Origin of the sequence: Rhizobium sp. NPDC090275, assembly GCF_044772225.1 — a bacterium.
Classification (GTDB): domain Bacteria; phylum Pseudomonadota; class Alphaproteobacteria; order Rhizobiales; family Rhizobiaceae; genus Rhizobium.
This window is the reverse complement of sequence record NZ_JBIVYL010000010.1, coordinates 181,609-205,577: the sequence shown is the minus strand read 5'-3', so window position 1 is coordinate 205,577 and position 23,969 is coordinate 181,609. Positions and strand designations below refer to the sequence as shown.

Here is a 23,969-nt window from a genome sequence, read left to right as displayed (position 1 = left end):
CCATCACATGTGCTTCAACAGGAATCCTTTAAAGGAGCGGCCTTATGGCTACCGTGAAAGTCGATATCAATAATTTCCAGGCTGAAGTTCTGGAATCCGCAGAACCCGTCGTTGTCGATTTCTGGGCTGAATGGTGCGGCCCGTGCAAGATGATCGCTCCGAGCCTCGAAGAACTCGCCGTCGAGTTCCAGGGCAAGGTAAAGGTCGCCAAGCTCAACATCGACGAAAATCCCGAGCTGGCCGCCCAGTTCGGTGTGCGCTCGATCCCGACGCTTGCCATGTTCAAGGCCGGCGAAGTGGCCGACATCAAGGTTGGCGCTGCTCCAAAGACCGCTCTTTCGAGCTGGATTTCCAGCGCAGCCTGATTTTTCAGGACGATAGAATGAAGAAAGCCCGGTCGATGCCGGGCTTTTTTCATTTCAGCTTCCAATTTGGTCAGCGTCTCATTTGGGCGGAGTGCCATTGTCGGCAAGCACGTCGCCAACCAGATAGAGCGATCCGCCGATCAGGATGCGTGGCGGCTGTTCCCGCTCGAAGGCGGTGTCCCGGATCGCTTCCAGTGCATCGCCGACCGTGGACATTGGCTCGGCGACAAGACCGGCGTCATAGGCGGCGTTGGCGAGGATGACGGGGTCGATCATCGCATCGCTGCCGCGAATGGGCACGCAATAAACCTTTTCCGCCAGCCCCTTGAAGGCGTTGAAATAGCCGATCGGGTCCTTGGTGTTGATCATGCCGATAATGAGGAAGAGCGGGCGCGGCTGCTTTTCCTCGAAATTGGCCATGGCTTCGGCGATAACTTCGCCGGCACCGGGATTATGACCGCCATCGACCCAGATCTCCGCACCTGAGGGCGCGCTTGCCATCAGATTGCCGTCGCTCAGCTTCTGCAAACGGCCCGGCCACTCGACCGAAGCCATCGCCTTTTCCATCATCGCTTCGGTGACGGTGAAGCCCGCGGCCTTGACGGCGCGGATGGCGGCTGCAGCATTGGCATATTGGTGGCGGCCGGGGAGCCTCGGCAGCGGCAGGTCGGCGAGGCCGAATTCGTCCTGATAGACAAGCCGGCCGTATTCCTCATGCGCCATGAAATCCTGGCCAAATGCTGCGGTCGGGCAACCGAGACGCTCGGCGGTGGAGATCAGCACGTCGAGTGCCGCATCATATTCCTGCTTGCCGATAACGACTGGGCGCTTGCGCTTCATGATGCCGGCCTTTTCGGCGGCGATCAGTTCGACGCTGTCGCCAAGATAGGGCTGATGATCGAGCGAGATCGGCATGATGACCGAGACGGCGGGATCGGAAATGACGTTGGTGGCATCGAAACGGCCGCCAAGGCCGACCTCGATGATGGCCGCGTCGGCCGGATGCTCGGAGAACAGGATGAAGGTGACCGCCGTCAGGATTTCGAAGACGGTGATCTTCTGGCCCGCATTGGCGGCAGCGACACGGCGCAGCGCATCGGCAAAGACCGCGTCATCGACGAGCTTTCCGCGGCCGCCTTCGACGCCGATGCGGTAGCGCTCGTGCCAATTGACGAGATGCGGCGAGGTGTGGACGTGGGCGCTATAGCCGCCCGCTTCCAGAAGCGCGCGGCAGAAGGCGGTGACGGAGCCCTTGCCGTTGGTGCCCGCCACATGGATGACCGGCGGCAGCTTCTTTTGCGGATCGCCGAGAACGGCAAGCAGGCGGGTAATGCGATCCAGTGACAGATCGAAGCCCTTGGGGTGCAACCCCATGAGCTTGTCGATTTCCTGTGCTGCTTCGCTCACCGCGGTCTGACCTCTGGGTATCATCGCTCAACCCGCCTGTGATGTTTGCGGTCAGGCGCTTGCGGCGATCGCAAGCGTGCCGGTGTTTTCGTTGGCAACGGCAGCCGGCTTCTTCGTCAGGATCTTCAGGACACGCGCGAGCGTGTCGGGAATGTCATGGCGCTTGACGACCATGTCGACCATGCCGTGCTCAAGCAGGTATTCCGACGTCTGGAAGCCTTCCGGCAGCTTTTCGCGAATGGTCTGCTCGATGACGCGCTTGCCTGCAAAGCAGATTTCGGCGCCGGGCTCAGCCATGTGGATATCGCCGAGCATGGCGTAGGAGGCGGTGACGCCGCCGGTCGTCGGGTTTGTCAGCACGACGATGTATGGCTGGCCGGCTTCCTTCAGCATGTCAACGGCAACGGTGGTGCGCGGCAGCTGCATCAGCGACAGAATGCCTTCCTGCATGCGGGCGCCGCCCGATGCCGGGAACATGACGAGCGGGCACTTCTCGGCGATGGCACGCTCGAAGGCCTTGACGATCGCTTCGCCGGCGGCGATGCCGAGCGAGCCACCCATGAAGTTGAACTCGTGCACGACGGCGACGAGCTTCAGGCCGCGAACCTTGCCGACGCCGGCAACGATCGTGTCTTCCTGGTCGGTCTTGATGCGGCTATCGCGCAGGCGGTCCGTGTACTTCTTGGAATCGCGGAACTTCAGCGGATCCTGGGCGACCTTCGGCTGGATCAGCGCTTCATAGGCGCCGTCGTCGAAGAGATCGGTGAGACGAGCCTTGGCCGGCATCTTCATGTGATAGCCGGAAGCAGGGATGACCCACTTGTTGTCTTCGAGATCCTTATGGAAGACCATTTCGCCCGTTTCCGGGCACTTGATCCAGAGGTTCTCCGGCACTTCGCGGCGGCCCAGCATGGAATTGATGCGGGGGCGAACGTAGTTGGTGATCCAGTTCAAGTCGAAAACTCCTGATTAACTCTTGCCAATGTGGGAAAACTATTCGGCAGCAACAAGGCGCGCCGAACGTGTTCCCGATGACAGCCCGCGAACGAGCGTTGCGACAGCCTGTACGGTATCGGCTGTCGCCTTGCCGTCCTTGGTCAGGCTGAGGGCTACCTGATTGACGATTGCCGTGCCGACGACGACGCCATCGGCGGACGCGCCGATGACCTTCGCATGGTCGGCCGTCTTGACGCCGAAGCCGACGCAGACAGGCAGATCGGTGTGGTTCTTGATGCGCTTGACGGCGCCGGCGACCAGCGTCGGATCCGGCAGCGCCGAGCCGGTGATGCCGTTCATCGAGACATAATAGACAAAGCCGGAGGTGTTCTTCAGAACGACCGGCAGACGCTTTTCATCGGTGGTCGGGGTGGCGAGCCGAATGAAATTGATGCCCTTGCGCAGCGCCGGGATGCAGAGCTCGTCATCCATCTCCGGCGGCAGGTCGACCACGATCAGGCCGTCAATACCTGCTTCCAGCGCGTCGCCGAGAAACTGTTCGACGCCGTGCACATAGATCGGGTTGTAGTAACCCATCAGAACGATCGGCGTATCGTTGTCGGTCTTGCGGAAATCGGCTGCGAGCTGCAGCGTCTTCTTCAGCGTCTGTCCGGCCTTCAGCGCGCGCTGACCGGCCATCTGGATCGCCGGGCCATCGGCCATCGGATCGGAGAAGGGCATGCCGAGCTCGATGATATCGGAACCTGCTTCGGGCAGCGCCTTCATGATGCCGAGCGAGGTGTCGTAATCGGGATCACCGCCCATGAAATAGGTGACCAGCGCCGGGCGGCCTTCTGCCTTCAGAGCGGCAAAGCGTTTGTCCATACGTGCGGTCATGACTTATGCACCCATTCCCAGAATCTTGCCGACGGTGAAGATGTCCTTGTCGCCGCGACCGGACAGGTTCATCAGGATGATCTCATCCTTGCCCATCTTCGGCGCGCGCTTGATGACTTCAGCCAGCGCGTGCGAGGGCTCGAGCGCCGGGATGATGCCCTCGAGGCGCGTCAGCGTCTGGAAGGCTTCGAGCGCTTCGTGGTCCATGATCGGCACGTATTCGACGCGGCCGATATCGTTCAGATAGGAGTGCTCGGGGCCGATGCCGGGATAATCGAGACCGGCCGAAATCGAATGGCCTTCCTTGATCTGGCCGTCGCTATCCTGCAGCAGATAGGTGCGGTTGCCGTGGAGAACGCCGGGCGAGCCCGCGGTGATCGACGCGCAATGCTCGTCGCCCTGAAGGCCCTTGCCGCCGGCTTCGACGCCGACGATCTTGACGCTGGCGTCATCCAGGAACGAATGGAAGATACCGATCGCATTCGAGCCGCCACCGACGGCCGCGACCACGAGATCCGGCAGACGGCCTTCGGCTTCGAGCATCTGCTCCTTGGCTTCGGCGCCGATCACGGCCTGGAAATCGCGGACCATTTCGGGATAGGGATGCGGGCCGGCGGCCGTGCCGATCAGGTAATAGGTGTCGTCGACATTGGTAACCCAGTCGCGCAGCGCCTCGTTCATGGCGTCCTTCAGCGTGCCGTGGCCGGCGGTGACCGGCTTCACTTCGGCGCCCAGGAGCTTCATGCGGAACACGTTCGGCGCCTGGCGCTCGACATCGGTCGCGCCCATGTAGACGACGCAGGGAAGACCGAAACGGGCGGCAACAGTTGCCGAGGCAACGCCGTGCTGGCCGGCACCGGTTTCGGCGATGATGCGGGTCTTGCCCATGCGCTTGGCCAGCAGTATCTGGCCGATGCAGTTGTTGATCTTGTGCGAACCGGTGTGGTTCAGCTCTTCGCGCTTGAAATAGATCTTGGCGCCGCCGAGTTCGGCGGTCAGGCGCTCGGCGAAATAGAGCGGGCTCGGGCGGCCGATATAATGCGTGCCAAGATGCTTCAACTCCGCCTGGAATTCCGGATCGGTCTTGGCCTTGTCCCACTCGTCCTGCAGTTCCAGGATCAGCGGCATCAGCGTTTCGGCGACGAAGCGGCCGCCGTAAATGCCGAAGCGGCCATCCTCATCGGGACCAGAGCGGAATGAATTGGGTTTTGGGGTCTCGTTCACTATCAACTCCCTGAGGCCATTTCAGGCCGGCAAGCCTGCTCGACCGCATCGAAAAACTCATCAATCAGTGCGACGCTTTTCACGCCGGGCGCGCTTTCCAGGCCCGAGGACGCATCGAGCCCCGGCGCCTTGGTGATGGCAAGGGCTTCGGCGATGTTGTCCTTGTTCAGGCCACCGGAAAGCATGTAATCCACGGTGCCGTCAAGCCAGCTGAGCAACGTCCAGTCAAAGGAAACACCATTGCCGCCGGGCAATTCCGATCCCTTCGGCGGCTTCGCATCGAAGAGGAAACGATCAGCGATACCAATATAGGCCTCTACGCGCTTCAGATCATCGGCCGTGCGGATCGAAAACGCCTTCATAACAGGCAAAGCGTACACGGCCTTTATGGTCAAAACGCGCTCGGGGCTCTCGTCACCGTGAAGCTGGAGGATATCCGGCCTCAAGGTGGCGACAATCTCGTCGAGATCGTCATTCGTCGGATTGACCACCACGGCAACGATCTTGGCGCGGCCACGCACCCGATCGGCCAGCTTGGCGGCATCATCGGGCTCGATATAGCGCGGGCTCTTTTCGAAGAAGATGAAGCCGATATGGGTCGCGCCGCGCGTCACCGCGCGATCGATCGCTTCGGCCGTTTTCAGGCCGCAGATTTTGATATCCGGTTTCATGGCAGCGAAGTGACACGAAAAAGGCCGTGAGTCGAGCCAATTCCGAGTGCTGCGATATTTTGGACGATGGTTTATTGGCGGGGGCTTATCAGTCGAAGTCGATCGCGTGCAGCAGGCTGCCGTGCCGCTTCAGCCAGGATTTCGCATCTTCCATGCCAGGGCAGAGCTTCTTGCACAGCGCCCAGAAGTGGGGACCGTGGTTCATCTCCTTGAGATGGGCGACTTCGTGAGCGGCGAGATAATCGACAACAGCGGGTGGCGCCATGATGATGCGCCAGGAGAAGCTGAGGTTTCCCTCGGCCGAACAGGAGCCCCAGCGGCTGCGGGTGTCCTTCATCGAGATCGACTTGATCGGCGCCCGGATCGAATGCGCATGGAACTTTGCGAGCCGCTCGAGATCGGCTCGTGCTTCCTTCTTCAAAAATGTCGCGATGCGGCGGCCGAGATGCTCCGGCATGCCGCTCACCCGCAGCACCGGCTTGCCATCAACAGTGGTCGCCTCGGTCAGCCCGCGCAAGCTGCCCGTGTGCTGGATGCGATGGGACACGCCGCGAAACAGGATAGTGCCGCCATCGTGAAGGCCGGTATCGGCCGAGAATTTCGCGAGCTTGGTCATGAGCCAGCCCTGATGCCGGTCGAGGAAGGCGTCGACGTCGCGTCGCGCCAGGCCGCTCGGGATCGTCATCTTCAGGGCGCGACCTCCGGGCTCGATGCGCAGCGTGATGCGGGTTGCGCGCTCGTGCTGCTTGATCGTCAGCGGCATCAGTCGTCCGGCAACGTCGAGCGTACGGGTCTCCGGCGGAGCCGGTTTGCGGACACTGCGTCGTGGCTTGGACAAGAGCGGGAACATCGGCATTTTCTATATGATTCGTCGCAATTCCGGTCAAAGAAAAACCGGCACCTGATGGTGCCGGCTGATGTTTTGATGTCGATCGCGGTTACGGCGCCTGATATTCGGCAACCGGGCCGTTATCGTCGCGCCTGGTGTTCTTGCGATCGCGCATGTAGCGGTCGAACTCGTCCTGGTCCTTGGCGCGGCGGAGCTCGCGCACATAGGTTTCGAAGTCCTCGCGCATTTCATCGAGCTTGCGGCGTTCTTCCTCGAGCCTGTCGAGCTCGGCCTTGCGCCAATCGTCGAAGGCGACGTTGCCCGTGGTGAAGTGCGGGCGATAGCGGCCATGAGAGCGTCGGCAGCCGGCGAAGAATCCATCGGCGGCACTATTGGCGTCGCGCTTGAAGCCGCGCAGGCGCTCCCCGAAGATGATGTAGGCGAGCATGGCGAGACCCAGAGGCCAGAAAACCACGAAGCCGAGGATCATCAGGGCAATGGTAGCCGGAGTCCAATCCGGGCGAAGCAATGCTGACTGGTTCATCGTACGGTGTCCTCGCATTTCCGCGCCCGGCGAAATGCCGAACGCTGGAAATCGATGTGGTTACCGTTTGACACCGCTTCAAGACGATTTCCGCTCAAATCGGACAAGGCCTTGAAACCAAAACACTAATTCAGCTTATGCTAAATCAGGTTGATTTGCCGCCCTTGATCACGCGCTTGACCGCCGGCTTTCCGGCGCGGCCATGCTCGCGGACGAAATTGACGATGCGCGGCGCGATTTCGCGGCGGAAACGCGAGCCGTTGAAGACGCCGTAGTGGCCGACATCCGGCTGCAGGTAGTGCATGCGCATGTGGTCGGGAATGTTGGTGCAGATGGTCTGCGCGGCCTTGGTCTGGCCGACGCCCGAGATGTCGTCGTTCTCGCCCTCGACAGTCAGAAGCGCCACGTTGCGGATCGCCGTGGGGTCGACCAACTTGCCGCGGTGTTCGAGTTCACCCTTCGGAAGCGCGTGCCTGATGAAGACCTGATCGACGGTCTGCAGGTAGAACTCGGCAGTCAGATCCATGACGGCGAGATATTCGTCGTAGAAGTCGCGATGCTTTTCGGCCGGCTCGCCGTCGTTCTTCACCAGATGCATGAAGAACTCCTTGTGGGCGACAAGATGCCGATCGAGGTTCATCGACATGAAGCCGGAGAGCTGCAGGAAGCCCGGATAGACCGGGCGCATGAAGCCCGGCTGCGGCCAGGGGACGTTCATGATCACGTTTTCGGCGAACCATTCCAGCGGCTTGTCCTTGGCCAGCTGGTTGACGGCGGTCGGATTGATGCGGGTATCGATCGGGCCGCCCATCAGCGTCATCGACGCCGGCGCCAGCGGATCGTTGGCCTCTTCCATGACGGCTGCGGCAGCGAGTACCGGCACGGAGGGCTGACAGACCGCGATCACGTGCGTGTCCGGCCCGAGGAAGTGCAGCATCTCGATGACGTAATCGACATAATCGTTGAAATCGAAGGTCCCGTCGGTCATCGGCACCATGCGGGCGTCGATCCAATCGGTGATGTAGATATCCGCGCTCGGCAGCAGTGCCTCGACCGTGCCGCGCAACAATGTCGCGTAGTGCCCGGACATGGGGGCGACGATCAGGATGCGCGGGTCCGGAGCGTGAGCGGCCGGCAGATTGCGCGAGAAATGCAGCAGATTGCAGAAGGGCCGTGCCCAGACGACTTCTTCTCGAACCGCGACCTTCTTGTCGCCGACAACGGTCTCCGGCAGATCGAAGGACGGCTTGCCGTAGCGGCGCGTCGTGCGCTCGAACATCTCGAGCGCTGCGGCCATTGTCCGGCCCCAGGGGGTTTGGGACAGCGGATTGAGCGGGTTGGCATAGGCAAGCCGCATGATATCGGCCACGGCGCGGTAAGGCGCCATCGCGGCATGGTTCATTTCATAAAGCTGGTAAAACATGAGATGCATCACCTTTCTTTCATCTGGAAGATGACGCCTGCTGAAAGGCATCGGACTCTTTCCAACGATGTGCTGGCATCTCAACGCACAGTAACAGGTTTTTGTTGCACAGCAACATGAGCGATCCGCACCGCAATAAAGAAATGCCGGGGATTCTCTCCCCGGCATGATGCTGCGCTCAAATGCTTAACACTCATCAAACGCCTAGAGATCGGCCTGAAATGTCTGCTTCTGCGTGCCGAGACCGTCGATGCCGAGCTCGACAACGTCGCCTGCGCGCAAGAAACGCGGCGGCTTCATGCCCATGCCAACGCCGGGAGGGGTGCCGGTAGAGATGACATCGCCGGGATGCAGCGACATGAACTGGCTAAGATAGGAAACGACGAAGGCGACGCCATAGACCATGGTCTTCGACGAGCCGTTCTGCATCGTCTCCCCATTGACCTTCAGCCACATGCCGAGGTTCTGCGGATCGGCGATCTCGTCCTTGGTCACCAGCCATGGGCCGATCGGGCCGAAGGTGTCGCAGGACTTGCCCTTCGTCCATTGTCCGGCGCGCTCCGTCTGGAAGGCGCGCTCGGAGACGTCATGCGAGACGCAATAGCCCGCCACATAGTCGAGCGCGTCGGCTTCACTGACATATTTCGCGGTCTTGCCGATGACGACGCCAAGCTCGACTTCCCAATCGGTCTTCTCGGAGCCGCGCGGGATGAGAACGTTGTCGTTCGGGCCGACGATGGCCGAGGTAGCCTTCATGAAGATGACGGGTTCCGGCGGCACAGCGGCGCCGGTTTCGGCGGCGTGGTCGGAGAAATTGAGGCCGATGCAGATGAACTTGCCGGTGCCGGCGACGCAGGCGCCGATGCGGCCGGGCTGAAGCTCGGGAAGGGTTTTCGGGTCGATCGCCGCCAGCTTGGCCAAGCCCTCAGGCGAGATCGACGCGCCCGCGATATCGGATACATGGCCGGACAGATCCCTGATCTTGCCGTCCGCATCCAGCATTGCCGGCTTTTCCTGGCCGATCTCTCCAACGCGCATGAGCTTCATCGAATATCCTCCTCAGCGTGAACCATGTTTCCATCACCTATGAACGAATTATTCACCGGTGTCATTACGGCTTTTCGTGCGAGCGGTACGCTCGTTTAAAAGTCCGGCAAAAATCCGGGCGATGGGCCACTGTCTTTCCGGCGCGTGGTGCCCACATATCTTGACGGACGCATAAGAGTGACAAGACTGCGTTTGCCGAGGAGACCCCGGCACCGCGCCACCAACCATCGGAAAGATCATGACAAAGAGCAACAGCCGCGAATCCCAATACCCGATCGAGCCGATCTTTCTCGACCGCTGGTCGCCCCGCGCCTTTACCGGCGAGATCATCGACGAAGCCGATCTCATGACCGTGCTGGACGCCGCGCATTGGGCGCCCTCCTCCGCCAACCAGCAGCCGTGGCGCTTCATCTACACGCTGAAGGGCTCCGACGACTGGGACGCATTCGTATCGCTGCTGGTCGAGTCCAATCAGGAATGGGCGAAGAATGCGTCAGCGCTGATCTTCGTCGTGTCAAAGGGCTTCAGCGGCGACTTTTCCGAGGGGCGCAAGAGCTATACGCACTCCTTCGACGCCGGCACCGCCTGGGGCTATCTCGCGCTGCAGGCCAAGCTCTCAGGCTTTTATGCCCATGGGATGGGCGGCATCAAGCATGATGAGATCCGCGACACATTCGCCATCCCGGAAGGCTACCGGGTGGAGGCGGGCATTGCCTTTGGGCGCCTTGCCGACAAGAGTGTGCTTTCTGAGCGCAACCAGGAGCGTGAATTCCCCAGCCAGCGCAAGCCGCTCGCCGAAGTCGCCTTCAAGGGTAAATTCGTAGCCGGATAATGGTGCAATAAAAAACGGCCCGGCAGCTGGAGCTGCAGGGCCGTTATTTCGATAAATGCCAGCGATCAGATGTCGAGATTGGCGACGTTGAGTGCGTTTTCCTGGATAAATTCGCGGCGCGGCTCGACCTCATCGCCCATCAGGCGGGCGAAGAGACCATCGGCGTCCGTGGCATCGCTGACTCGCACCTGCAGCAGCGAGCGGACGTTCGGATCGAGCGTGGTTTCCCAAAGCTGCTCGGCGTTCATTTCGCCAAGGCCCTTGTAGCGCTGCATGGTCAAGCCCTTGCGGCCGCTTGCGAAAACGGCTTCCAGCAGTTCGCGCGCACCCGACAGTTCCAGGTTTCCGTCGCGTCGCGTCAGCTTCGGCGGCGTCTGGTAGATTTCTTTCAGCCGAGCCGACATCTGGTCGATCAGGCGTGCATCCTGCGAACCGATCAACGCCATGTCGAGGATCACGACTTCCTTTACGCCGCGAACCATGCGCTCGAGACGCAGACCGCCTTCGCTCGTCAGGCCACCTTCCCAGCCACGCTCGGTTTCCTCGGCGATCACGTCGAGGCGACGTGCAACTTCGGCCACCAGTTCCTGGGCGCGGGCACCATCGCTGATCGCTTCGGCGTTGAGCGCGCCGGCGATGGCTGCCTGTTCAACGACCGCACGATTGTAGCGCGAATGCAGATTATCGAGCAGCGCGCGCAGGCGCAGCGCATCGACGATGACTTCGCGCAGATCCTGACCGACGCGGACTTCGCCGCTGCCGAGCGTCAGCGCAGCGTCATCGAGACCCTGAGCGATGAGGTATTCCTCGAGCGCCTTTTCGTCCTTCAGATACTGGATCGACTTGCCGCGCGACACCTTATAGAGCGGCGGCTGGGCGATGTAGATGTGGCCGCGCTCGATCAGTTCCGGCATCTGGCGGAAGAAGAAGGTCAAGAGCAGCGTTCTGATGTGCGCGCCGTCGACGTCAGCGTCCGTCATGATGATGATCTTGTGATAGCGCAGCTTGTCGGCGTTGAATTCGTCCTTACCGATACCGGCGCCGAGCGCGGTGATCAGCGTGCCTATTTCCTGGCTCGACAGCATTTTATCGAAGCGCGCGCGCTCGACGTTCAGGATCTTACCGCGCAGCGGCAGGATGGCCTGGTTTTCGCGCGAGCGACCCTGCTTGGCCGAACCGCCTGCGGAGTCACCCTCGACGAGGAAGACTTCGGACTTGGATGGATCGCGCTCGGAGCAATCAGCAAGCTTGCCGGGAAGCGAGGCGATATCGAGCGCGCCCTTGCGGCGCGTCAGTTCGCGCGCCTTGCGGGCGGCTTCGCGCGCGGCCGCGGCTTCGACAACCTTGCCGACGAGGATCTTGGCGTCAGCCGGATGTTCTTCCAGCCAGGTGCTCAGCGCTTCGCTGACGAGATTTTCGACAACTGGGCGAACTTCGGACGAGACGAGCTTGTCCTTGGTCTGCGACGAGAACTTGGGGTCCGGCACCTTGACCGAGAGAACAGCCGTCAGGCCTTCGCGGCAATCGTCACCCGTCAGAGAAACCTTCTCTTTCTTGGTGATGCCCGAGGTATCGGCATAAGAGGTGATCTGGCGGGTCAGCGCGGCGCGGAAGCCGGCCATATGGGTGCCGCCGTCACGCTGCGGGATGTTGTTGGTGAAGCAGAGCACGTTCTCGTGGTAGCTGTCGTTCCACCACATCGCGACTTCGACGGTGATCCCATCCTTGTCGCCGCGAATGGCGACCGGACGCTCGACCAGCGGCTTCTTGGCGCGATCGAGATAGGAGACGAAGGCTTCGAGACCGCCGTCATAAAGCAGCTCTTCCTGGCGCACGTCGGAATGGCGCTTGTCGGTCAGGAGGATGCGAACGCCGGAATTGAGGAAGGCAAGTTCGCGCAGGCGGTGTTCGAGCGTGTTGAAATCGAACTCGATCATCGTGAAGGTTTCGGAGCTCGGCATGAAGCTGACTTCGGTGCCGGTCAGGCCACCGGAATCGCCGGTCTCCTTGAGCGGGGCATCCGACACGCCATGCGTGAAGCTCATCTCGTGGATCTTGCCCTGGCGGCGGATCTTCAGCTTCAGCCAGACGGATAGCGCGTTGACGACGGAAACGCCGACGCCGTGCAGACCGCCGGAGACCTTGTAGGAATTCTGGTCGAACTTACCACCGGCATGCAGCTGGGTCATGATGACTTCGGCAGCCGAAATGCCTTCGCCGCTGTGAATGTCCGTCGGGATGCCACGGCCGTTGTCGGTCACGGTGACCGAACCATCGGCATTGAGCGTGACGGTGACGATGTCGGCATGACCGGCCAAGGCTTCGTCGATGGCGTTGTCGACGACTTCGTAGACCATGTGATGTAGGCCGGAGCCGTCATCGGTATCACCGATATACATTCCGGGGCGCTTGCGCACGGCGTCAAGACCTTTCAGGACCTTGATCGAGTCTGCGCCATACTCGGTGCTAACGCCGTTTTCCGTCGCGGGTGTATCGGTCATATTGTCGAGAATTCCCTGTTGTCGATGCCGTGGTGACACGCGGGCGAATCACCGGCCTTAATCACGTTGAATATAGGGTTTTTGCATGAAGTTCCCAATGCCAGCGGTCGCCAAGAGCGCATAAAACAGGGGATTATGACCGTTTTCCGTCAGCGTTTTCCGCATTTTCGAGAACCTCCGACAGTTTTGCCAGGGTCGCCTCATCCAGATGGCGAATAGACCCCGCCAAACGGTTGGCGAAGGTCGTGTATTCGGCCGCCAAACCTGACGTATCTATGACAATTCGCGGATCGGAAAAGCGCGCGATCAGGAACAGATCGTCAGCCTCATCCCAGATGATGTTGAAGTAGCCGGCGATGCGCTGCAGAAGATCGAACGTCGGGACGCCGCGCTTTCCATGTTCGAGTGCCGAGAGATAGGCGGGAGAGACGTTCAAGGCCTCGGCCATCTGCTTCTGCGACACCCCCTTGCGCTCTCTCAGCTTGCGGATCGCCTCCCCGAACGGCGTCATAGCCGATCGCCCACGCGACGAGACAAGCGGATGTAGAGCGCGCCCTCGCCGCCATGGTGCTGCGCCGCCGCCTCGTAAGACGAGATGAGATAGCGAAATTCGGGCTTGGAGAACCACATCGGCACGGCGCGCTTCAACGCGCCATCACTGCCGAGCGAACTGCCCTTGCCGGTGATGACGAGAACATGGCGCATGCCGCGATCATGGGCCCGCATCAGGAACTCAAGCAGCATGATGTGCGCTTCGCTCTGAACGAGGCCATGGAGATCGATGCGGGCCTCGAGCGCGAGGCGGCCCTTGGCGATCTTGCGCTTGACCGGGCGCTCCAGCGGGTGATGGATGCCGCCCGTGGGCTTCGGCGAGGCTGCAGGTTCCTGCTGGCCGCCGGCGCCGGCGACCGATTTCGGTGCGGTAGCGGTTTTCAGGTTGGCGGCGTCCGCTTCCTTTTCGGCCTCCACCAGGAAGGCATCGAACTCGTTCATTGCGCCGGCGTTGCCGGGCATGGGGCGCGTGCTGCGCGCGACCTTGCCCCAAAGGATGCGTTCATCGGAGCTGAGCTTGCGATCCTTCGCCATCACGCAAACCTCACGGCGGCATTATTCGGGATCAGGATGGTGAAATCGGCGTCATGGCGCACGGTGCCGGCAAGCTCGCCGGCCGCGTCGCCGGAGCCGGTGAAGATGTCGCCCCGCGCCGGGCCAACGATGGCCGAGCCGGTATCGAGCGCCAGCATCAGGCGCTGGAAGGGCTTCCCACCCTGCAGATGCAGCAGGCTTTGCGAGTGGATGTAGAACGGAAAGCCGAAGGTGTGGATCAGGCGATCGACGGCAAGCGACCGTCCTGCGATAAGCGGCACCTTGGCGGCCGCGATGGGACCGACAGACACGTTGTCGATCTCGACTTCGCGGAAGAAAATGTAGGAGCGATTGTGCGCGAGGATGTCATCGACACGGTCCGGATTGATCGCGAGCCAATGCCGGATCGATTGCATCGAGATGTTCGCCCGGTCGATCTCGCCGAGATCGATCAGCAGTTTGCCGATCGCTGAAAACGGATGGCCAGCCTTGGCGGCATAGGTGATGCGCCCCGTGCGCCCGTCGGGATAGCGCAGGCGTGCGGCGCCCTGGACATGCACGAAGAAGACGTCGACCTTGGATTTTGCCCAGCAAATTTCCAGCCCCTGCCCCTCCAGCGCGCCTTTGTCGATGGCGGCGCGGTCGAGATAGGGCTCAATCGTTCCTGCGCGCAGGCGGCCGAACATGTAGCTGGGGTCCAATTCGGCGGGGCGGTTGTGATCGTCGAGGTCGATCAGATCGTCGGGGCGGCGGTAAAATGGGAAGCGGTATTCGTCGTCGGGACTGGCTGAGACGGTTATCTCGGGCTCGTAAAAGGCGGTGACGAAACCGGGTCGGCCGTCGGTTCGCTTGATCCTGAAGGGTCGACAGTGCGCTTCGAAGAAGGCGCGCGCCTCGCTCGCCGATGTTGGTCGTACATCGCGCGCGGCCTGCAACAGATCCAGGAGATCGGCGCTGGTCAGGCCTAGCAATCCGGTGCGGTAAGGCTTGGTCTGTTCGATATGTTGACGACAGGCTTCCATAGCCTCGAAAAGGCTGGAGGGATCATCATCCCGCCAGCCCTCCAGATCGTCAAATGCTATCGCCTCGAGGGCAAAGCCTCGTTCATCATCACTCATGTTCCGATTCGGTGGCCACGAGTTTCCAGTTCGGATCGCGCGAGCGGGTGTCGCGCGCGAATGTCCAGAGGTCGTTGATCTCCGCAACGGTTTCGGCGTCACCGTCAACGAGTACGTCGGCCTTGTCGTAGGTCGCGGAAATCATCTGGCTGATTATGCGCAAGGTGATCTGCGCTTCGCTGCCATTGACCTCGACATTCTTGATTTCAGCCTTGTCGATGCCGACGAAGGTGGACTTGACCTTCTCGCCCTTGCTCTCACGATCTGCGATCGCCGCATCGAAGCCTTCGTAGACTTCCTTGGACAGCAGATTCTTGAGCGTCTTGCGATCGCCATCGGCAAAGGCCATCACGATCATTTCATAAGCCATGCGGGCGCCGTTGACGAATTCCTTCGGGTTGAAGGAAGGATCGGCCTTGTTCATCTCCCGCAGCGATTCATTGAGCGGCGTGCCGGCTGGCGCGAAGGCGTCGATGGCCGCGAAGCGGTCTTCTTCCTCGCCTGCCGCATCGCGGCGCGGCAGGGTTACGACCTTTCCGGCATCCGGCGTCTCGGGACCGGCGGCATCGCGCGGCGTATAGAGATCGCGTGGCGGCTTCTCATTTCCCGTGCGTCGGCCAAGGACATTGCGCAGCTGCAAAAATATCAGCACCGCCGCCACGAGAAAAAACAAAGTGATGAAGTCGTTTGAACCCATATCCCGCCGCAATCTGTTAACATCTAGAATTTGTATACCCATATAGTCTGCATATACAGATGATTCAAATGGGTCCGGTACGTTGGGCCGATTTCAATGGAGACCGGTGAGAGCCGGAGAGAAATAATGCGCCTTACAATGCTGCCTGGTTTTCTGCTGCTCATGCCTTTGGCCGAGATCGCGGGCTTCGTGATTGTCGGCAAGGCGATCGGCCTTTGGGCAACGCTCGGACTGGTCATGCTGAGTTTCGTGGCTGGCATGATGCTCTTGCGCCGGCAGGGTATCGGCATCCTGCAGCGCATGTCGATGGAAGGACGGGCCGGCGCTGTGCCCGGCCGCGAGCTGCTGCGGCCGGCAATGTTCGTCATCGCCGCGCTGCTCCTGATCATTCCAGGCTTCATCAGCGATATCGTTGCGCTGCTCATCTTCATCCCCGCGGTGCGGGATCTCGCGTGGAATTATGTGAGCCGCCGTTTCGTGGTGGTGGGTGCATCCGGACCGTCCCGCACGTCGGCGCACTCGCCTTATCGGGACAACAACGCAACCGTCGTCGATCTCGATGCGGACGATTATCAGCGCGACCCGAACGGCAAGTCGCCCTGGTCCGGTAAAAGCCTTGGCGAATGAGGCTCTTGCTAGATTAGCGCTGGCTGGCCTAGGGTTGTAACGACATCGTCGAAATGATAGATGCGGCGAAATCCAATGCCCTCGAGGAAAAGCCAATGGACAGCGAAAACAGCAATAACGGCGCAACGAGCCCGAGCCTTACCATTCTAGCACAGTACACCAAGGACCTTTCCTTCGAAAATCCTGGTGCACCGCGTTCGCTGCAGGCCCGCGACAAGGCACCGGCCATCAACATCAATGTCAACGTCAACGCTAACCCGCTTTCCGACACGGACTTCGACGTCGTTCTCTCGTTGAACGCCGAAGCCAAGGAAGGCGACAAGACGGTATTCCACACGGAGCTCGTCTATGGCGGCGTTTTCCGGATCGCTGGTTTCCCGCAGGAACACATGCTGCCGGTTCTCTTCATCGAGTGCCCGCGCATGCTCTTCCCGTTCGCACGCCAGATCATCGCGGACGTCACCCGCAACGGTGGCTTCCCGCCGCTGATGATCGATCCGATCGATTTCTCGCAGATGTTTGCCCAGCGCGTTGCCGAAGAGCAGGCCCGTGCAAAGGTTCAGGCGAACTAATTGCTGATAAAATGACCACCGAGATGCCCGGGCCAGCGCCCGGGCATTTTAGTTTGGGCGATCGTATTTGGCCCAGATGCCCTTCTGGCCGAGCTTGGCAATCAACGCATCATGCTGCTCGGCTTCGGTTACGCTGAGGCGCGGTGCAAGCGGCCGCGGCCGCTCTAGCGCGACCAGAACAATATCGTCATCGCTGTCATTGCGTTCCGAGGCGCCGTTGTTCTGCGCCACACCAAGACCAAGCGCCGTCTGGCGACCGCCGATCATCTCGATATAGACTTCAGCAAGCAGTTCGGAGTCGAGCAAGGCGCCGTGTTTGGCGCGATGTGAGTTATCAATCCCATAGCGACGGCAAAGCGCATCGAGCGAGTTCGGGCCCATCGGATTCTTGCGCCGGGCCATCGACAATGTATCGATCACATTTTCAGGAGAGATCGGCGGCAGCGAAAGCCGCGCCAACTCGGCATTGATGAAGCCCATGTCGAAGGTGGCGTTGTGGGCGATCCACTTTCCTTCGCCGAAGAAGTCCAGAATTTCCTGGACCACCGCCGCGAAGGGCTGCTTGTCCTTCAGGAACTCGTCGGTGATCCCGTGAACGGCGAGCGCGTCCGGATGGACCTTCTGGTCACCCGGATTGATATAGATGTGCAGCGTCTTTCCGGTCGGAAAGTGATTAAAGAGTTCGATGCCGCCGATTTCGATGATGCGATCGGTGCGGTTATCAAGCCCGGTGGTTTCCGTATCGAAAATGATTTCACGCATTCGGGAAATCTCCATTCGCTATCCGCTGTCTCAAGTCCGCGATGATGGCGCCAACCCGTTCGCGCGCCTCATCGATGCCGTGACCGGTGTCGATCACATAATCCGCGCGCCGGCGCTTTTCAGCATCGGGTGTCTGGCGCGAGAGAATCATATTGAATTTCTCTTCCGTCATGTTCGGACGCGCAAGTACCCGCTCACGCTGAATCTGTGGATCACAGCTGACGACGACGACGACATCGACGCGATCGGCGGCGCCAGTCTCGAAAAGCAGCGGTATGTCGAGAATGACCATCATTGTGCCCTGCCCGCGCTGCGCGTCGAGGAACATCGCCTCGCGCTCGCGGACAAGAGGATGGACGATCTGCTCCAGCTGCTTGAAGCCTTCTGGGCGCAACGCAAGCTGCCGGCCCAATTCCTGGCGATCGACCGTGCCAGTTTTCACGGAGCCTGGAAAAGCCGCATCGATGAGCGGTGCCGCGGCGCCGGCATAAAGATCATGGACGACGGCGTCGGCATCATTGACCGGCAGACCGGCATCGGCAAACAGCTTTGCCGTGGTCGACTTGCCCATCCCGATCGAGCCGGTCAGTCCGATTTTCAGCATCAATGCTTTTCCATATCCGCGATGATCAGGGCGCGAAGCGTTTCATCGACAACGGGCCGCTTGCCGAACCATTTCTCGAAACCGGGTACGGCCTGGTGCAGCAACATACCCAAACCATCGACGGTCGCGAAACCCTGTTCCTCAGCCTGCGCTAGAATGGGCGTCTTCAGCGGTACGTAGACAATGTCGGTGACAACGGCGTCCGGCTGCAACGGCGAGAAGTCGATTTCGGGCGCGGCCTCCCCTTCCATGCCGAGCGAGGTGGTGTTGATAAAGAGGCCTGCACCCTTCATTACTTCGGACAGAGCCGTCATCGGATGCGGATGCACGGCTTCTCCAAAACGATCGGCGAGCTCGACCGCGCGGGTGACGGTACGGTTGACGAGGTGGATCTCCTTGATCCCGCGATCGCGAACGGCCTGGATGACGGCACGGCTGGCGCCGCCGGCACCCAGGATGACCGCCGATCGTACCTTGTCCCAGCCGGGATGGCGTTCATCCAGATTTGCGGTGAAGCCACGGCCATCGGTGTTCGTGGCCTTCAGCTTGCCGTCCTCGAGCCAGAGCGTGTTGGAGGCGCCAAGCTCGCGCGAGAGATCGTCCGGCTCGTCAGCCAGCTTGAATGCGATTTCCTTATGCGGGATCGTTACGTTGCCGCCGACAAAACCCGAAGCGCCTGATTTCAAAGATTGGATGAAAGCCGGAAAGTCATCTGGTGCGACTTCATGGGTGCGGTAGTTTCCCTCGAGCGACAGCGACTTCAGCCAATATCCATGGATGATCGGCGAGCGCGAATGCTTGACGGGAAAGCCGGTGACGAAGGCGCGCGGGCCGATTGTTTCACGTGAATCATCCATCGATCGCACCCAATTCTCTCAGTTTTTCCAGAAGCGGCAGCATCGGCAGCCCCAAGATGGTGAAGTAGTCGCCATCGATTTTCGAGAAGAGCTGCAGGCCCTCCCCTTCGAGCTGGTAGGCGCCGACGCTGCTCAAGGCGCGCTCGCCGACCCGCTTCAGGTGCCGTTTGATGAAATCATCGGTGAGCGGACGCATCGTCAGTTCGGCACGCGAGACATGCTCCCAGATGATGTCGCCGTTATAGGCGAGCGCGACCCCACTGTTCAGCCGATGGGTCTGCGCGGATAGCGCGGTGAGATGGCTGACCGCATCTTGCATGCTCTTCGGCTTGTGAAATGTGCGCTGCCCCAGCGACATGGTCTGATCTGAACCGATCACAATCGCGCCCGGCGAGCGATCACTCACCTCCCTGGCTTTGGCCTTGGCGAGGACCAGCGCGATCGCGTCAGGCGTTGCGCCATCCCGTTCGAGCGGCGCTTCGATGGCGCGCTCATCAACCTTCGCGGGATGAGCCTCAAAGGACAAGCCGGCATTTTCCATCAGCATGCGACGGAAGGGGCTGGAGGAGGCGAGTATGAGTTTCGGTATCATCTTTGCTCTCGGCGCGGTTGGCTAGGGACAGCGCTTAGCGCAGCTTGGGACGCAGGGCAACGATTGCCGCCGCCGTCTCCTCGATGGAACGGCGGGTCACGTCGATGAGCGGCCAGTTGTGGCGGGCGCAAAGCGAGCGGGCATATTTCAGCTCTTCCGATATGGCGGCTCGATCAGTGTAGTCGCCACGATCAAAGCCGGGCGTCGCGCCGAGGTCGCGATTTTCGCGGACCTGGGAGATGCGATCGGTGGTGGCGATCAGGCAGACAATCAGGGGCTTGGTCGCTTCGAAGAGGCTTTCCGGCAGGGGCACGCCATAGACGATCGGAATGTTGGCGGTCTTGATGCCGCGATTGGCGAGATAGATGCTGGTCGGCGTTTTCGATGTACGGCTGATGCCGATAATGACGACGTCGGCGTCATTATAATCGTCCGGCATCTGGCCGTCGTCATGATCCATCGTGAAGTTCAGCGCTTCGATGCGCGCGAAGTATCCGGCGTTCATGACATGCTGGGCGCCGACCCGGCGGCGCGACGGTGCGCCGAGGTAGATCTGAAACGCATTGAGAACGGGCTCGAGCACATTGACCGAGGCGACGCCCATTTCGAGGCAACGCTCGTCGATCAACGTGGCGAGCTCGCGGTCCACGATCGTGTAGAGCACGATGCCCGGTTCACCATCGATCGCCTGCAGGACTGTCAGCAACTGCTTGCGATTGCGGATCAGCGGATAGACATGCTCGATCGGCTGCGCCGACTTGAATTGCGCCGATGCCGCGCGGCCGGCCGAAATCAGCGTTTCGCCCGTCGAGTCAGAAATGAGATGCAGATGGAAGAAGTTCGTACGGTTCTCCACGCTATTTTCCGCTGCCTGTTGAAAACACTGGATGACGGAGAGCTACGAGACGCGCCGGGGGTTAGGCAAGGGAAAACATGCCTGGTTTTCCACATTTCGGATTCTTTGGAGGCCGGGAAAGATGGGCTGTTGGTTTTGTGGAAAGTCTGCGGCTGTTCGTCGGATAGCCACAGCTTGTCCACAGCTTGGCGAATTTCATCTAAGCCTATATCTCATTGAAATTGTATCGGATTTCGTGCCAATCCTGTTTCTGACATCGAATTGCGCGATTTTCTTCCCGAGCAGCTCGCGAAACAGTGACAATTGGTATCGGACGTGGATGGATTTTAATCCTTGATAGTCACCGACTCTAAGAAATAGAAACCTTATAAATATCTTTGATTTTTTATAGGGAAGAAGCGCTTGAGTGAAATGCGCCGGAAGATCATGCGGGTTCTGGACGGGGAAACATTGAGCCCTCCCCCCATCTGGCTGATGCGGCAGGCAGGGCGATACCTGCCGGAGTATCGAGAGGTGCGAGCCAAGGCTGGAAGCTTCCTCGATCTCTGTTACACCCCGGATCACGCAGTCGAGGTCACGCTGCAGCCGATCCGGCGCTATGGCTTTGATGCTGCCATTCTATTCTCCGACATTCTCGTCATTCCCGATGCGATGAAGCGCAATGTGCGTTTCACCGAGGGGCATGGGCCGGAGATGGATCCGATTGACGTCGATGGTATCGATGGTCTGGATGGCAGCCGCATGCTGCAGCATCTGGAACCTGTGCTGGAGACTGTTCGACGTCTCAGGAGTGATCTGCCAACCGAAACGACGCTGCTCGGCTTCTGTGGCGCTCCCTGGACCGTTGCGACCTATATGATCGCCGGCCATGGTACCCCCGACCAGGCCCCTGCCCGTCTGTTCGCCTATCGGCATCCGAAGGCTTTCGAAAAGCTACTGATGTTGCTGGCGGATGTTTCGGCAGATTATCTCGTCGCGCAGATCGATGCCGGCGCCGATGCCGTGCAGATTTTCGATTCCTGGGCGAGCGTGCTCGGCGAGCGTGAGTTCGAAGCATTTGCCGTGAAACCCGTGGCGCGGATGATCGCCTTGATCAAGGCGCGTCGACCGAATGCCAAGATCATCGCTTTTGCTAAGGGCGCGGGCTATCTCTTGAAGACCTATCGCCAGAAGACGAAGGCGGATGCGATCGGCCTTGATTGGTCCGTCCCCCTCGACTTCGCGGCCGAGCTGCAGAAGGATGGTCCGGTGCAGGGTAACCTCGATCCGATGCGGATGGTTGCTGGCGGCGCCGCGCTTGAAGAGGGTATCGATGATATCCTGCAGCGGCTGGGGAACGGTCCGCTGATCTTCAACCTCGGGCATGGAATTACCCCGCAGGCCGATCCTGAAAATGTTCGGCTGCTTGTCGAGCGTGTTCGCGGCGGAAGGGTTTGACCATGGAACGCCAGATCGACGAGAGACCCGGTTCCTATGCGCGCCGGCGCGCCTTTATCGCCATCGCCTTCTTCGTGGCGCTGGCGGTCGGTCTCTTCGTCTGGAATCCGGATACGCTCTATCTCTGGATCAAGGCGCTTCACATCATCGCCGTGATCTCGTGGATGGCCGGGCTGTTCTACATGCCGCGATTGTTCATCTACCACACCGATGCCGAGCCCGGCTCGGTGCAGTCGGAAACCTTCAAGGTCATGGAACGCCGTCTGCTGAAGGTGATCATGAACCCGGCGATGATGCTGACCTGGATCTTCGGGCTGTATCTCTCGTGGTCGGTTTATGGGTTCCAGGGCGGATGGCTGCACGCGAAGATCGGGCTTGTCGTTCTCTTGACCGGCGTGCACGTGTTTTTCAGCCGTGCGGCAAAGGCATTCGAGCGTGACGAGAACCGGCGTTCGGCGCGCTACTGGCGATTCATGAACGAGGCGCCGACCGTTTTGATGATCGCTATCGTCATCCTTGTCGTCGTCAAGCCATTTTGACGCAGCCGGCTGATGGGTTAAATTTGCTTCATTTTAAGCAGCCCCCTTGCGGCGGGGGAACTGACTCGCTATTTTCCGTCCACCTCATCCTTGTGGCATGTATGTAAAGTTCGATCGTCTGCGGGCTCCTCGCAGGACCGGTTACTGTCTCGACATCGCCTTTCCCCTCAAAATTATAGAGTAATGGACACTTCATGTCTGAAATGAAGCTTCAGGAACTTAAGAGTAAATCCCCGACCGATCTTCTGGCATTCGCCGAATCGCTCGAGGTCGAGAATGCCAGCACGATGCGCAAGCAGGAGCTGATGTTCGCAATACTCAAGGTTCTTGCCAGCCAGGACGTCGAGATTATCGGCGAAGGCGTGGTCGAAGTTCTGCAGGACGGCTTCGGCTTCCTGCGGTCTGCCAACGCTAACTACCTCCCCGGTCCCGACGACATCTACATCTCCCCCTCCCAGATTCGCCGCTTCTCGCTGAAGACTGGCGATACGGTTGAAGGCCCGATCCGCGGACCGAAGGAAGGCGAGCGCTATTTCGCGCTGCTGAAGGTCAACACGATCAACTTCGACGATCCGGAAAAGATCCGTCACAAGGTTCACTTCGACAACCTGACGCCGCTCTATCCGAACGAGCGCTTCAAGATGGAACTTGAGATTCCCACCAACAAGGATCTCTCGTCGCGCGTGATCGATCTCGTCGCGCCGCTTGGTAAGGGCCAGCGTGGTCTGATCGTCGCACCGCCGCGTACGGGTAAGACGGTTCTCCTGCAGAACATCGCGCACTCGATCACTGCCAATCACCCGGAATGCTATCTCATCGTTCTCCTGATCGACGAGCGTCCCGAAGAAGTGACGGACATGCAGCGCTCGGTTAAGGGTGAAGTCGTTTCTTCGACATTCGACGAGCCGGCAACCCGCCACGTGCAAGTCGCCGAGATGGTCATCGAGAAGGCCAAGCGCCTTGTCGAACATGGTCGCGATGTCGTGATCCTTCTCGATTCGATCACGCGCCTCGGCCGCGCTTACAACACGGTTGTTCCTTCTTCCGGTAAGGTTCTGACCGGTGGTGTTGATGCCAACGCACTGCAGCGCCCGAAGCGCTTCTTTGGCGCGGCGCGTAACATCGAAGAAGGTGGTTCGCTGACCATTATCGCGACCGCGCTGATCGATACTGGCAGCCGTATGGACGAAGTCATCTTCGAAGAGTTCAAGGGTACCGGTAACTCGGAAATCGTTCTCGACCGCAAGGTCGCCGACAAGCGCATCTTCCCGTCGATGGACATTCTCAAGTCCGGCACGCGTAAGGAAGACCTGCTTGTTCCACGCCAGGATCTGCAGAAGATCTTCGTTCTCCGCCGCATCCTGGCGCCGATGGGCACGACCGATGCGATCGAGTTCCTCATCGACAAGCTGAAGCAGACGAAGAGTAATTCCGATTTCTTCGAATCGATGAACACCTGATTTATCCTTAGCCGGATTCAATCAACTAAAGCCGGCCGCTGTCTTGGCCGGCTTTTCTGTTTCTATGAGCCTGACTGAAGTAGACC

At 60.1% G+C, this 23,969-nt stretch carries 26 protein-coding genes; 7 read left to right on the top strand and 19 right to left on the bottom strand.

From position 1 onward, the window contains the following. Positions 1 to 44 precede the first annotated feature (44 nt). Positions 45 to 365, top strand: a complete 321-nt coding sequence (gene trxA / locus ACIQUB_RS24075; protein ID WP_018901140.1) for a thioredoxin — start codon at positions 45 to 47, stop codon at positions 363 to 365. A 78-nt stretch (positions 366 to 443) separates the two neighbouring features. Here trxA and ACIQUB_RS24070 read toward each other — a convergent pair whose 3' ends face one another. The 9 genes from ACIQUB_RS24070 to ACIQUB_RS24030 all read right to left on the bottom strand — a co-directional run bounded on the left by ACIQUB_RS24070 (position 444) and on the right by ACIQUB_RS24030 (position 9,343). Continuing rightward, positions 444 to 1,796, bottom strand: coding sequence for a folylpolyglutamate synthase/dihydrofolate synthase family protein (locus tag ACIQUB_RS24070; protein WP_113238247.1), 1,353 nt, complete (start codon positions 1,794 to 1,796; stop codon positions 444 to 446). A gap of 27 nt (positions 1,797 to 1,823) precedes the next feature. Next, positions 1,824 to 2,726 carry an acetyl-CoA carboxylase, carboxyltransferase subunit beta gene (accD, locus tag ACIQUB_RS24065; protein WP_047509149.1) on the bottom strand — a complete coding sequence of 301 codons (903 nt, stop codon included), beginning with the start codon at positions 2,724 to 2,726 and terminating at the stop codon, positions 1,824 to 1,826. Between the two features lie 39 nt (positions 2,727 to 2,765). Continuing rightward, positions 2,766 to 3,605, bottom strand: a complete 840-nt coding sequence (gene trpA, locus ACIQUB_RS24060) for a tryptophan synthase subunit alpha (RefSeq protein WP_113238246.1) — start codon at positions 3,603 to 3,605, stop codon at positions 2,766 to 2,768. A 3-nt stretch (positions 3,606 to 3,608) separates the two neighbouring features. Continuing rightward, positions 3,609 to 4,829: a tryptophan synthase subunit beta gene (gene trpB / locus ACIQUB_RS24055; RefSeq protein WP_113238245.1), complete on the bottom strand. Its 1,221-nt coding sequence runs from the start codon at positions 4,827 to 4,829 to the stop codon at positions 3,609 to 3,611. A 2-nt stretch (positions 4,830 to 4,831) separates the two neighbouring features. Continuing rightward, on the bottom strand, positions 4,832 to 5,500 hold the full coding sequence (locus tag ACIQUB_RS24050; RefSeq protein WP_018901135.1) for a phosphoribosylanthranilate isomerase: 669 nt from the start codon (positions 5,498 to 5,500) through the stop codon (positions 4,832 to 4,834). An 88-nt stretch (positions 5,501 to 5,588) separates the two neighbouring features. Continuing rightward, a complete protein-coding gene (locus ACIQUB_RS24045; protein ID WP_113238272.1) occupies positions 5,589 to 6,350 on the bottom strand; it encodes a M48 family metallopeptidase in 762 nt (253 codons plus the stop codon). A gap of 88 nt (positions 6,351 to 6,438) precedes the next feature. Continuing rightward, entirely contained in the window at positions 6,439 to 6,873 is a 435-nt protein-coding gene (locus tag ACIQUB_RS24040; RefSeq protein WP_112942608.1) for a DUF2852 domain-containing protein, read from the bottom strand. A gap of 145 nt (positions 6,874 to 7,018) precedes the next feature. Continuing rightward, positions 7,019 to 8,296, bottom strand: a complete 1,278-nt coding sequence (locus tag ACIQUB_RS24035; protein WP_113238271.1) for a polyhydroxyalkanoate depolymerase — start codon at positions 8,294 to 8,296, stop codon at positions 7,019 to 7,021. Positions 8,297 to 8,500: 204 nt separating this feature from the next. Next, positions 8,501 to 9,343 (bottom strand): fumarylacetoacetate hydrolase family protein, encoded by an 843-nt coding sequence (locus tag ACIQUB_RS24030; protein WP_113238244.1) that lies wholly within the window; start codon positions 9,341 to 9,343, stop codon positions 8,501 to 8,503. A 238-nt stretch (positions 9,344 to 9,581) separates the two neighbouring features. Here ACIQUB_RS24030 and ACIQUB_RS24025 point away from each other — a divergent pair, with 238 nt between their 5' ends. Further along, positions 9,582 to 10,175 (top strand): nitroreductase family protein, encoded by a 594-nt coding sequence (locus tag ACIQUB_RS24025; RefSeq protein ID WP_113238243.1) that lies wholly within the window; start codon positions 9,582 to 9,584, stop codon positions 10,173 to 10,175. Between the two features lie 65 nt (positions 10,176 to 10,240). Here ACIQUB_RS24025 and gyrB read toward each other — a convergent pair whose 3' ends face one another. The 5 genes from gyrB to ACIQUB_RS24000 all read right to left on the bottom strand — a co-directional run bounded on the left by gyrB (position 10,241) and on the right by ACIQUB_RS24000 (position 15,577). Beyond that, positions 10,241 to 12,676: a DNA topoisomerase (ATP-hydrolyzing) subunit B gene (gene gyrB / locus ACIQUB_RS24020; RefSeq protein WP_402932869.1), complete on the bottom strand. Its 2,436-nt coding sequence runs from the start codon at positions 12,674 to 12,676 to the stop codon at positions 10,241 to 10,243. A 133-nt stretch (positions 12,677 to 12,809) separates the two neighbouring features. Next, positions 12,810 to 13,187, bottom strand: a complete 378-nt coding sequence (locus ACIQUB_RS24015; RefSeq protein WP_018901128.1) for a helix-turn-helix domain-containing protein — start codon at positions 13,185 to 13,187, stop codon at positions 12,810 to 12,812. Next, a complete protein-coding gene (locus tag ACIQUB_RS24010; protein ID WP_113238241.1) occupies positions 13,184 to 13,762 on the bottom strand; it encodes a Smr/MutS family protein in 579 nt (192 codons plus the stop codon). Before ACIQUB_RS24010 ends, ACIQUB_RS24015 begins: the two co-directional genes overlap by 4 nt. Further along, positions 13,762 to 14,880, bottom strand: coding sequence for a murein transglycosylase A (locus tag ACIQUB_RS24005; RefSeq protein ID WP_402932865.1), 1,119 nt, complete (start codon positions 14,878 to 14,880; stop codon positions 13,762 to 13,764). The genes ACIQUB_RS24010 and ACIQUB_RS24005 overlap by 1 nt, the downstream gene beginning before the upstream one ends. Continuing rightward, positions 14,873 to 15,577 carry a Tim44/TimA family putative adaptor protein gene (locus tag ACIQUB_RS24000; protein ID WP_018901125.1) on the bottom strand — a complete coding sequence of 235 codons (705 nt, stop codon included), beginning with the start codon at positions 15,575 to 15,577 and terminating at the stop codon, positions 14,873 to 14,875. Before ACIQUB_RS24000 ends, ACIQUB_RS24005 begins: the two co-directional genes overlap by 8 nt. 126 nt (positions 15,578 to 15,703) lie before the next feature. Here ACIQUB_RS24000 and ACIQUB_RS23995 point away from each other — a divergent pair, with 126 nt between their 5' ends. Both ACIQUB_RS23995 and secB read left to right on the top strand, forming a co-directional pair. Continuing rightward, entirely contained in the window at positions 15,704 to 16,204 is a 501-nt protein-coding gene (locus ACIQUB_RS23995; RefSeq protein ID WP_112973941.1) for an FxsA family protein, read from the top strand. A gap of 95 nt (positions 16,205 to 16,299) precedes the next feature. Next, complete coding sequence (gene secB / locus ACIQUB_RS23990) at positions 16,300 to 16,776, top strand: protein-export chaperone SecB (protein ID WP_018901123.1); 477 nt, start codon at positions 16,300 to 16,302, stop codon at positions 16,774 to 16,776. 48 nt (positions 16,777 to 16,824) lie between these two features. Here the strand turns inward: secB and dnaQ are convergent, their stop codons facing one another. From dnaQ to ACIQUB_RS23965, 5 genes are read right to left on the bottom strand one after another with little or no spacing between them, the layout of a single operon-like run. Then, positions 16,825 to 17,538 carry a DNA polymerase III subunit epsilon gene (gene dnaQ / locus ACIQUB_RS23985; RefSeq protein ID WP_113238238.1) on the bottom strand — a complete coding sequence of 238 codons (714 nt, stop codon included), beginning with the start codon at positions 17,536 to 17,538 and terminating at the stop codon, positions 16,825 to 16,827. Further along, complete coding sequence (gene coaE, locus ACIQUB_RS23980) at positions 17,531 to 18,142, bottom strand: dephospho-CoA kinase (protein WP_113238237.1); 612 nt, start codon at positions 18,140 to 18,142, stop codon at positions 17,531 to 17,533. Before coaE ends, dnaQ begins: the two co-directional genes overlap by 8 nt. After that, on the bottom strand, positions 18,142 to 18,999 hold the full coding sequence (locus ACIQUB_RS23975) for a shikimate dehydrogenase (RefSeq protein WP_113238236.1): 858 nt from the start codon (positions 18,997 to 18,999) through the stop codon (positions 18,142 to 18,144). Before ACIQUB_RS23975 ends, coaE begins: the two co-directional genes overlap by 1 nt. Beyond that, positions 18,992 to 19,591, bottom strand: a complete 600-nt coding sequence (locus tag ACIQUB_RS23970; protein WP_113238235.1) for a Maf-like protein — start codon at positions 19,589 to 19,591, stop codon at positions 18,992 to 18,994. The genes ACIQUB_RS23975 and ACIQUB_RS23970 overlap by 8 nt, the downstream gene beginning before the upstream one ends. Before the next feature lie 34 nt (positions 19,592 to 19,625). Then, positions 19,626 to 20,447, bottom strand: a complete 822-nt coding sequence (locus tag ACIQUB_RS23965; RefSeq protein WP_047509125.1) for a pyruvate, water dikinase regulatory protein — start codon at positions 20,445 to 20,447, stop codon at positions 19,626 to 19,628. 402 nt (positions 20,448 to 20,849) lie between these two features. On the opposite strand from ACIQUB_RS23965, the gene hemE reads away from it, so the two are divergent. The 3 genes from hemE to rho all read left to right on the top strand — a co-directional run bounded on the left by hemE (position 20,850) and on the right by rho (position 23,883). Then, on the top strand, positions 20,850 to 21,884 hold the full coding sequence (gene hemE / locus ACIQUB_RS23960; RefSeq protein ID WP_402932857.1) for a uroporphyrinogen decarboxylase: 1,035 nt from the start codon (positions 20,850 to 20,852) through the stop codon (positions 21,882 to 21,884). A gap of 2 nt (positions 21,885 to 21,886) precedes the next feature. Beyond that, the gene (gene hemJ, locus ACIQUB_RS23955) at positions 21,887 to 22,423 is read left to right on the top strand and encodes a protoporphyrinogen oxidase HemJ (protein ID WP_018901116.1); all 537 of its coding nucleotides are present in this window, start codon (positions 21,887 to 21,889) and stop codon (positions 22,421 to 22,423) included. Positions 22,424 to 22,617: 194 nt separating this feature from the next. Then, positions 22,618 to 23,883 carry a transcription termination factor Rho gene (gene rho, locus ACIQUB_RS23950; RefSeq protein WP_018901115.1) on the top strand — a complete coding sequence of 422 codons (1,266 nt, stop codon included), beginning with the start codon at positions 22,618 to 22,620 and terminating at the stop codon, positions 23,881 to 23,883. Positions 23,884 to 23,969: the final 86 nt, after the last annotated feature.